Below are 10,235 nucleotides of genomic sequence, written 5' to 3'. Positions count from 1 at the left end.
GGTTGCCCGAAGAAGACTGAACAGCCAGCGTTTTCATACGAACCAGGATGTCATCGATGGTTGCCATGCCGCCATCGGCGATCTGGAGCATCGAGTTGGCCTGACCAACGTTAACCGTTGCCGTTTTAAGTGCCTGGGTGGTTGCGTTCAGACGTGCGCCGATGGCCATGGAGGCGGCATCGTCACGTGCGGAAACAACACGGGTACCAGAAGACAGTTTCGACAGCGAACGGGTCGCCATCTCGTCAGATGCGGAAAGGTTACGGTGCGCAACGTTTGCAGCGTAGTTCGAAATGATATTAAGAGCCATTTTATCTCTCCTACTTGGATAGCTCATAGTGGCATTGCCACCATAAATTTTCGGCCTCTTGCCGAAAGCGGACTTGAAGATCTTCCTGATCAGACGGGTCCATTCGAGTAGCCTTAATATACGTAAGTATGTGTATCCTGTCCAGAAGATTCTTTAGTGTAATCTAATGTAATAATTTCAAATGGTTATTATGATTTTTGCAGTCTTGCCTTTCGGGGCTGCAGTTGTTTGTCGCCCGAAATAGCAAGGGCGCCTTCAATTTGGCGAATCCATTTTTCGGCTTTTCATAATGAAAAAGGCGATCCGAAGACCGCCTTTTATCAATGCATTTCAAGTCGCCAGGATTACTGGAGCAGACGCAGCAGGTTCTGCGGCATCTGGTTTGCCTGTGCGAGCATGGCCACACCGGACTGAACCAGGATCTGCTTGGAGGTGAAAGCGGTCATTTCCGCAGCCACGTCAAGGTCCAGCAGGGTGGAACGTGCCGATTCAGTGTTTTCCTGCGTGGAAGCAAGGTTCTGACCAGCAAAGTCCAGACGGTTCTGCGAGGTACCAACCGCAGCACGTGCGCGCTGCAAGTCGTCAATCGCACGGGTAACAACTTCAACAGTGTTCTGGGCAGCAGCAGCGGTTGCAATGTCAACAGTTGCGTCATTCAGAGCTGTTTCAGTGCCACCAACGCCGGTTCCAAGGGATCCGGAGTCAACAGATGTCAGACTGATCGACAGGCGGTCGTTTGCGGTGTTACCGCCACCAACCTGGAACTCGATGCTGTTTGCCAACTGCTGACCGTTGTCGGCTGCCATGGTGACGACGTTACCAGCAGCAGAGTCAAGGCCCGAGCCATTGAAGTCCGTGTCGGTGCCGAAGTCGGATGCGCCGGTGTTATCGGCGCGGATTGCAGCGACCGAAGCCGAGAAGTTGGTGTTAACCGTGAAGCTCAGACCAAGTTCGTCAAAGTTCAGGGTTGCACTTTCGCCTGCGCCAATCGCCGTGGTGCCGGACGTCCGGAAGTCGGTCACGTCGATCGACTGGGTACGGTCAGCGGCGCCATCAATGGTGCTGGTGACGGTCATGATGACCTGGTCGCCGGCGCCGTAATTGATGTTCACGGTGAAGCTGTTATCGGTCACACCGCCTGCGTTGGCATCCGTTGCCCAGTAGTTGTTGTCGGTGATGGCAAAGTTGTCAAAGCCGTTCACGGCAACAAGGGCTTCGCCGCCCTGACCGGCAGCAAGGTCGCCGAACTCGATAGCGACATCGCCACCGTCACCCAGCAGCTGAATGCCGTTGAAGTTGGTGGAAGATGCGATACGGTCGATCTCGTCACGCAGTTCGGTGAATTCGTCGTTCAGGAAGCCGCGTTCGGTATCGGACAGGTTGCCCGAAGAAGACTGAACAGCAAGTGTCTTCATACGAACCAGGATGTCATCGATGGTTGCCATGCCGCCATCGGCGATCTGGAGCATCGAGTTGGCCTGACCAACGTTGACCGTTGCCGTTTTAAGTGCCTGGGTGGTTGCGTTCAGACGTGCGCCGATGGCCATGGAAGCGGCATCGTCACGTGCGGAAACAACACGGGTACCAGAAGACAGTTTCGACAGCGAACGGGTCGCCATCTCGTCAGATGCGGAAAGGTTACGGTGCGCAACGTTGGCAGCGTAGTTCGAAATGATATTGAGAGCCATATTGTAACTCCTACATGGATAGCTCTGGTGGACATGTCCACCAAAAGAGTCTGGCAAGCGCCAGTGCTGCAATTGCAGCCTGCGCAGTCATCCTGACTGCACTAAGCAAAGCCTAGCTTTATCATGCTATACTTAAGGTTGATGTGTTGTCTATGAAAAACTTAAGCAACCATTAATGGGTACTTTTGATCATTAATCATGAAAATGAAAAAGGGGGCGGTTATGACCGCCCCCTTTGTAAGGTCGATTAAGACTAAGTACGATGTTATCCCTGAAGCAGACGCAGCAGGTTCTGCGGCATCTGGTTTGCCTGTGCGAGCATGGCCACACCGGACTGAACCAGGATCTGCTTGGAGGTGAAGGCGGTCATTTCCGCGGCCACATCAAGGTCCAGCAGGGTGGAGCGTGCCGATTCAGTATTTTCCTGCGTGGATGCAAGGTTCTGACCAGCAAAGTCCAGACGGTTCTGATAGGTGCCGATATTGGCGCGCGCGCGTTGCAGGTCGTCAATTGCGCGTCCGATAACTTCAACAGCACTTTGTGCATTTGCAGCAGTATCGATCGCGTTGTCGGTAAGATCTGCAATAGAGTCCTGTGTGCCGGCGGAACCGGATCCAAGAGTCTCAGAGTCGACCGCGGTAAACGAAATTGCCAGACGATCATTTGCCGTATTGCCAGCGCCAACCTGGAAGTCGACGGTTTGTTGCAATTGCTGGCCGTTGTCGGCCGCCATGGTGACGACGTTGCCAGCAGCAGAGTCAAGGCCCGAGCCATTGAAGTCCGTGTCGGTGCCAAAGTCGGATGCGCCGGTGTTATCAGCGCGGATTGCAGCGACCGAAGCCGAGAAGTTGGTGTTGACCGTAAAGGTCAGGCCGAGTTCATCGAAGTTCAGTGTCGCATTGTCACCGGCACCGATCGCGGTCGTTCCACCCGTGCGGTAATCAGTGATATCGATCGACTGGGTGCGATCAGCGGCGCCATCAATGGTGCTGGTGACGGTCATGATGACCTGGTCGCCAGCGCCGTAATTGATATTGACCTCGAAGCTGTTATCGGTCACGCCGCCTGCGTTGGCGTCCGTTGCCCAGTAGTTGTTGTCGGTGATGGCAAAGTTGTCGAAGCCGTTCACCGGAACAAGGGCTTCACCACCCTGACCGGCAGCAAGGTCGCCGTATTCAAGCGCAACGTCACCACCATCACCGAGCAACTGAATGCCGTTGAAGTTGGTGGAGGAGGCGATACGGTCGATTTCCTCGCGCAGCTGAACGAATTCGTCGTTCAGGAAGCCGCGTTCGGTGTCCGACAGGTTGCCCGACGATGCCTGAACGGCCAGCGTTTTCATACGCACAAGGATGTTGTCGATGGTTGCCATACCGCCATCTGCAATCTGCAGCATCGAGTTGGCCTGGCCGACGTTAACCGTTGCCGTTTTAAGCGCCTGTGTCGTTGCATTCAGTCGGGCGCCAATCGCCATCGACGCTGCATCGTCACGTGCGGAAACAACACGGGTACCAGAAGAAAGCTTTGCAAGCGACCGTGTCGCCATCGTGTCCGAATTGGTCAAGTTGCGATGGGCGACGTTCGCTGCATAGTTGGAAATAATATTGAGAGCCATTTTTTTCCTCCTACACGGATAAGACTGAATGGCCCGGCCATTCGATCTCTCGGCTACATTGCCTTGTGGAACATCAAAGCAATGCGCGTGCCAGTTATGCTAGGCAAAAATTACAGGTCATGCTGCACGGAGTATTTCTCGTTCGGCAGAATATGCTGCCAGGCGACCTGACGGCCGGTATCGACAAGAATGGGGGCGCGCAGGTTGGTTGACATCGTGATGCCCTGGCCACCCGGTGCGCTGCGGATCGTCACAACCATCAGAATGGCCATGTCCGCGCTGTCAATCGCCAGGCTTTTTTGCGCATTCGTAAGGTCTTTTTCTGCGTAGACGCCGCTTTCCATATTATAGGGTGCGACGATGAAGGACAGATTGGCGTCCGTCAGGCTTTGATACAGTTTGAACTGATCAAGCGACGTGTTCGGGATATTCGCCAGACCGAAGACATGATGTTCAGGAAAGCCAAGAAGGCCAACCGGCATATAAATGCCCTTGTCCCAACTGAATTCGATATCGCCAAAGCGTGTTTCCACTGTGACGGATTCAGGTGTTCCGTTTTCGGCGACGTTTTCGGTATCCATTCCCGTTATACTCCGGCGGTCGAAAAGTTCTGTCTGCTTGCACGTTATGCGCTATTAAGCGGACAAAACAGTTAAAGAAGCAATTAAATATCGAGGCCCAGCCCCCATTAACATGCTTGCAATGGCAGATCAGAATTCAAAAGATGCTTCAGGCAAGATATCAGAAAGATCGCATTCTTTCAAAAACTTGCAATTGAATGTTCCCCGAATTCCCCGTCATCTCAAAGAACAACCGCACTTTTCGAAACCTTTGCCACCATCCGTGAACCCGGAATGATCGCCCGGATGCCGTGAAACGGTGCCATGTTTTCGAAAATAGCGGTTGTCATCACATTCATGTTAATGAGGTCTGACCCGTTGAATAATCAACGCAAATAGTTAGCCAAAGATAAATCTGACGCCCGCGAAATGGCAATAAAGCTTGCCTGCAGGGCAGTTTCATACTGCGACAGTTCGGCAAGGGTCAGCGGCACGTCAACAGTTTCAATGTCACTGATCGCCTGGGCAGCAAAAACCTTGAAGTCCTGATGGCGTGTTTCAAACCGTTCGACATTGGCGATATCAAGCCCGATCTGGCCCTGGACGTTGGGCAGGTCGTTGATGGCTTCGTTGATAAAGCCGATCGCAACCGTCATTGCATCCTGATCTTCGGTGCCGGCGGCAATGCCAAGCCCCTGGATCAGTTTCTGGAATGCAGGATTGTCGGCCAGAATGCCATAAGAGACATTGTATTGTTCATCGACACGCACTTCGAGGATTTGCTTGTCACCGTCATAATAATCGGCATCCGGACGCGGGTTCGGGATCTTTTCCATCCCCAGTTTGGTCAGGAAATCACCCGCACCGCTTTCGGTGATCGTGATTGTCCCGTTGCCGACATTTTCGATATTGAGCAACGGATTGCCTTCACCGCCAAAACCGCGCAGCGATGCAATCGCGCCATTGGTCGTGACACTGTTGATGGCATCGAGAATATCGTCAATGTCATCGGTCGCAGCGTTATAGTTGACGTTGGTTGTTACACTGTTGCCGTCAACATCGGTGCTAACGATCTGAAGCTGTCCGGTGGTAACGCCAAGTGCGGCAAGGGTCGTCGTGCCGGTCAGCGCGACGTCAAGGTTGCTCATATAGTTGTCGGGCGCGCCGATCTTGTCGATATCGACAGCCGGGTCTTCGGAACGGCCACCGGCAAACAAATAGCGCCCGTCAAGATTGGTGTTGAGCAGGTTGGCGATCTGCTGCAAGGCCTGTTCGGCCTCGTCCATGATGTTGACGTCGTCGGCCTGCTGGGCCGAACTTGCCTGAATAAGCAGCGTCTTCATCTGGGTTGCAATTTCCAGCATGCTGTCAACAGCTGTTTCCATGCTTTGCAAACGCAGCTTGGCCTGTGTCGTGTTGCGCAGATACTGCTCGGTACGGGTATATTCGCCCTCAAGATTGAGCAGGCGCTGCGCACTGTCGGCAATACCGGCATAGTCGCGCGATTTATAACCGCTCGATGCCTGGTTCTGCAAATCCGTTACCTTGGCCGCGTTCCGGATGGCCAGATCCGACAACAAGGTATGGTTTGTATAGGTTGCGACACGAGATACCATGATATCCTCACTTCATAAGCCGCAGTTTAAACTGCATTGAGCAATGCATCAAACATTTCATCAACCGTAGAGATCACCTGGGCTGATGCTGTATAGGCGCGCTGGAAGATGATGAGGTCTGACATCTCTTCATCAAGGTTGACGCCTGCTTCGTTCTGGATGCGGGTGCTCAGATCCGTGACCAGTCCGGACTGGAATTCATAGGAGCTTGCAGCCACCTTGGTCTTGGTCGCAGCGGTTGCAACGATGCCGGCTGCATAATCGGTCAGCGACGTGCGTTCACCAGACAGACCGTCGGTTGCTTCGAAATCGATATCGGTGCGTTCAAAGGCGTGGCTTAGCGAAAGGGCCGCGCTGTTGTCGCCTTCATGGACACCGAACTGAATGCCAAGCCCAAGCACCGTGGTCAGGGCGTCCGCATTCGGCAGGCCGCTGTCGGTGAAATAGAATGCATCGCCATCTGCATCGGTGACGCTGAGCTTGTAGCCGCCGATCTGGCTGTCAAACACGACTTCGGCGGTAATGTTGTTATCGGTCAGGGTCGCGCTGTTATTGATCGCATCGGCGATATCCTGAAGCGATGAGGTGCTGTCATAGGTGATGTTGACATCGGTGAACTCGCCACTGACCGTAAGGGTATAGTTCAGGGGCGGCGGCACCAGCGGACCCAGGTTGGGAATGGCATTGTCCGGATTGACCACTGCGGTCGTGGTTTCATAGGTGTCGGCATTCATCTGACCGCGCACAATACGTGACGGGTCGTTCTGAATGGCCGAGGAAACGCTCATATTCCCGGAAAGGTTCGGCTGGTCCTCTGTCAGGCCAAGCTTGCTTGACAGAGCACCGGAATCGGTAACCGTCAAGTTGGCGTTATATTCAATGACAAGACGATAGCGATCACCATCCTCGACGATAAAGGCTGTAGACTCTGAATCCGCGACGGTCATGCCGGCCCCCTGCAGGGCCGTACGGATATTGTCACGGATGTCTTCAAGGGAATCTGTTGCCGTGTAATTGACGGTGACCCCGCCAACCAGCACGCCGGACCCTGCCGAGATCGTAAAGGAATTGGCCGTAATATTCAGCGCGTCGGTCGAACTGCGTTGTGCGGACGTCGTAATGGTGTCCGACTGCTTGACGGTCGCGATAAAGTCGTTCAGGCCGAAATAGTGCGACATGCCCTGTTTGCGACCGTCACCGGTGGTGATCTGACTGTCCATTTCGTTGATGGCAACACGGTTGCCATCTGTGCCTTCGATGACAAGCTTGTTGTCAATCAGCGACGCCGTCAGATAGCTGCCTGCATCAGAGTTGTTAATGGCATCAACAATGCCCTGAACCGTCGCCGGGGTCGTCGGCAATGCGATATCGGCCCAGCTGTCACTTGCGACAAGCTGCCCGTCGGCATCCAGTGCCGCCACACGAAACGCACCGGTTGCAGTCAGCGGATCACTGGCTGCGACGATACGGTTACCGGAAAGGTTGGCCGGGGGCGGGAATGCGGTGCCTTTGTTATGCTCTTCATTCAGGGCATCGCGCAATTCGCCGGCAAGTTCGTTCACCTGATCGTTGATTGCCGGGATTTCAGAATCACGCATTTCAAACAGGCCCTTCAGCGTACCGGTGCGCAGGGTGTCCGTGATGTCTTCACCATTTAGGGTGATACCAGAACCACCGGTTCCAGGTTCGAAGCCGGCCGTTTGGGTAAAGGTCAGTTTGTTGGGCGTGCGATCAAGCAGGGTATTTGCACCCGCAGCCGAATAAATCACCATCGAACCGTCGCTGCGGCTAAACGTGGTGATGTCAATGATCTTGGATAGCGCGTTGAGTTTCTGGTCGCGCTGGTCTTCAAGCTCGGTGGTCGGCTGCCCAAGGTTCTTGAGGCGGATGATGCCGGTATTCAGATCGGCAATCTGACTGAGCAGCGTATTGGCGGAATTGACCTCGTCCGTAATCTGGTCGTCGATGTCATCGCGCATATCCTGAAGCTGACTTGACAGTTTCTCGAAGGATTCAACAACCTGAATGGCGCTTTCGATGGCCTCGATCCGGGGGGAGTTCTGGTCCGGGGTGACGCCAAGCTGTTCAAACGCATCGGCAAGATCGTTGATGCGCTGACTGATCGCTGCATCAGACTGAACCGTGCCAAACAGCGTCTGGACACGCTGGAAAAACTCGTAGCGCGCTTCTTCGCGACCGGCTTTGCCCAGTTCACCGCGAACTTCGCGCAGAAGGCCTTCATTGACGTTGCGATAGATGTCGGCGATCTGGGATCCGGCACCCGTGCCATCGAGTGTCAGGGTTTCCTGCCCGGCAATCTTTTTGGAATAGCCTTCGGTATTCACGTTCGAAATGTTCGAAGACGTGATGGCAATGCGTGCCTGGGCCGTGTTGAGGCCGGAAATCGCAGTATTGAGTGCCTGGGTCAGTGACATGATACGCGCCTTTACACTTAGAGCGTTTCATTGACGCTGTATGCGCCGCCGGATTTGTTTAACGTACGCCCGTAACCGCCAAGCGATGCCTTGCTGGTTTTCGCCGACCGGTTATAGGTGGTGCAGTCTTCCTTGGCCTTGTCATTTACAGCGCGGACAATGGCCTGAACGACACGTTCATTGGTCGCCTTGGCTGCCTGGAGTGCCGTCATGTTGCGACGGGCGGCTTCCTGGAACTCGGCCTGGAGTTCACGCAGTTCAGCGCGGTCTTCTTCGGGCATGGCACGAAGTTCTTCACCGCGGCCGCGCAATTTCACGACCAGCTGCTCATACTGCATCGACAGGGCAGATTTTTCCGACAGGAACTGCTCATATTCGCCGCGTGACAGCGTCCGCAGTCCCGTGGTTTCACGTTCCAGCAGGGACATGAGGTCATAGGTGACGCTTTTCAGTTCTGTAACCAACTCTTGAGTGGTCATTTTTTACCCCTCCTGGATTTTGAGGATCTCGCGTGTGACAGCATCTGCAATTCCGATGCCACCTGCGCGGGTCATTTCTTTGGCATATTCATCAACCAGCATGGAGCGCATCATCGTTTCGCCGTGACCACCACCAAACATTTCGTTGGTTTCGATCCCGGAAAACATGTGGCTCAGCATCTGGCCGAGGAACATGGATTCAAATTCTTCACCGGCTTTGCGGGCTTCGGCTTCGGTCTTGATGTGACCATCCGTAAGCGAATTCATCCGCGCGGCCATATTGTTCTGGGTGCCGTATTGTGCGCTGGCCTGGGCCTGCGCCATCAGGGCAGTTGCGCCGTCGGTCATCATCACATCACCTCGATTTCAGCCTGAAGGGCGCCCGACGTCTTGATCGCCTGCAAGATGGTGATCATGTCGCGCGGCCCGACGCCAAGGCTGTTAAGGCCATTGACCAGTTCCTGAAGGCTGACACCGCCGTCCATGATGCCAAGCTGATTGTCTTCGCCTTCGTCAACCGCAACATTGGTGCGATCAACCGTCTGGGTGGTGCCGGTCTGCGAGAAGGGCGACGGCTGGGACACCTGCTGGGTTTCGGTGACCCGGATGGTCAGATTGCCCTGGGCAATGGCAACGCGGTTGATCCGGACATTTTCACCCATGACAATGGTGCCGGTATTTTCGTCAATCACCACGCGGGCAATCTGGTCGGGTTCAACACGCAGCTGTTCGATATCGGTCAGCAGCGAAACCACATTCTGATTATAGCGTTCCGGGATGCTCAGTCGCACGGTGCCCGGATCGCTCGGACGGGCGGCGACTTCGCCCAGATAGGCATTAATTGCATCTGATACGCGGCGCGCAGTGGTAAAATCAGGGTTGCGCAAGACAACAGACATGTCCTGCATGGAATTCAGGTTGAAATCGATTTCGCGTTCAACAATCCCGCCATTGGCAATGCGGGCCGAGGTCGGAACACCTTTGACAACCGTTTCGGCATTGCCGCCGGCCGAAAAGCCGCCAACCGCCAGATTGCCCTGGGCCACGGCGTAAACTTCGCCGTCTGCACCAACCATCGGGGTCACAAGAAGTGTACCGCCCTGAAGGCTTTCAGCCGTACCGATTGCGCTGATATTGACGTCGATGCGCGATCCCTGACGGGAAAATGGCGGCAGGGTCGAGGTCACCATAACAGCTGCGATATTGTCAGAATCAAGGTCGTCGATCTGATCGCGCACATTGATGCCAAGACGTTCAAGCATGGCCACAAGGCTCTGACGGGTGAAGTCGGCATCGCCAAGATCATCACCGGTGCCGTTCAGGCCAACCACAAGACCGTAACCAACCAGCATGTTGTCACGTACGCCTTCGAAATCGGCGATATCCTTGATACGTGACTGGGCCTGTGCCGGTGCAGTGCCAAGCTGCAAGACGGCGAACAAGCCAAGTGCGACGACCATTGTCGCTTTGCGTGCTGTTTTGCCAAGACCTGTGATCATATTCTCAATTCCGCTTTGACGTGGGATGCAACT

The 10,235-nt window shown here is 54.5% G+C and carries 9 protein-coding genes; all 9 read right to left on the bottom strand.

The annotated features are described in order from the left end of the window. The coding region (locus CU041_RS15420) for a flagellin (RefSeq protein WP_456154836.1) at positions 1–310 on the bottom strand (310 nt) is incomplete at its 3' end. Between the two features lie 344 nt (positions 311–654). Beyond that, entirely contained in the window at positions 655–1,998 is a 1,344-nt protein-coding gene (locus CU041_RS15415; protein WP_101247574.1) for a flagellin N-terminal helical domain-containing protein, read from the bottom strand. Positions 1,999–2,263: 265 nt separating this feature from the next. Continuing rightward, on the bottom strand, positions 2,264–3,613 hold the full coding sequence (locus tag CU041_RS15410; protein WP_101247573.1) for a flagellin N-terminal helical domain-containing protein: 1,350 nt from the start codon (positions 3,611–3,613) through the stop codon (positions 2,264–2,266). A 110-nt stretch (positions 3,614–3,723) separates the two neighbouring features. Beyond that, on the bottom strand, positions 3,724–4,194 hold the full coding sequence (fliW, locus tag CU041_RS15405) for a flagellar assembly protein FliW (protein WP_068517440.1): 471 nt from the start codon (positions 4,192–4,194) through the stop codon (positions 3,724–3,726). A 365-nt stretch (positions 4,195–4,559) separates the two neighbouring features. Beyond that, positions 4,560–5,789, bottom strand: coding sequence for a flagellin N-terminal helical domain-containing protein (locus CU041_RS15400; protein ID WP_068517441.1), 1,230 nt, complete (start codon positions 5,787–5,789; stop codon positions 4,560–4,562). Positions 5,790–5,815: 26 nt separating this feature from the next. Next, entirely contained in the window at positions 5,816–8,224 is a 2,409-nt protein-coding gene (gene flgK, locus CU041_RS15395) for a flagellar hook-associated protein FlgK (RefSeq protein WP_101247572.1), read from the bottom strand. A 17-nt stretch (positions 8,225–8,241) separates the two neighbouring features. Next, positions 8,242–8,703 (bottom strand): hypothetical protein, encoded by a 462-nt coding sequence (locus CU041_RS15390; protein ID WP_156480807.1) that lies wholly within the window; start codon positions 8,701–8,703, stop codon positions 8,242–8,244. 3 nt (positions 8,704–8,706) lie between these two features. Continuing rightward, positions 8,707–9,051 (bottom strand): rod-binding protein, encoded by a 345-nt coding sequence (locus CU041_RS15385; RefSeq protein WP_231856664.1) that lies wholly within the window; start codon positions 9,049–9,051, stop codon positions 8,707–8,709. 2 nt (positions 9,052–9,053) lie between these two features. Beyond that, entirely contained in the window at positions 9,054–10,202 is a 1,149-nt protein-coding gene (locus CU041_RS15380; RefSeq protein ID WP_101247570.1) for a flagellar basal body P-ring protein FlgI, read from the bottom strand. Positions 10,203–10,235: the final 33 nt, after the last annotated feature.

The sequence above is a fragment of the Thalassospira povalilytica genome, assembly GCF_002844235.1.
Lineage (GTDB): Bacteria > Pseudomonadota > Alphaproteobacteria > Rhodospirillales > Thalassospiraceae > Thalassospira > Thalassospira povalilytica.
Note: the sequence above shows the minus strand (reverse complement) of the source record. Positions and strands in the feature narration are given on the sequence as shown.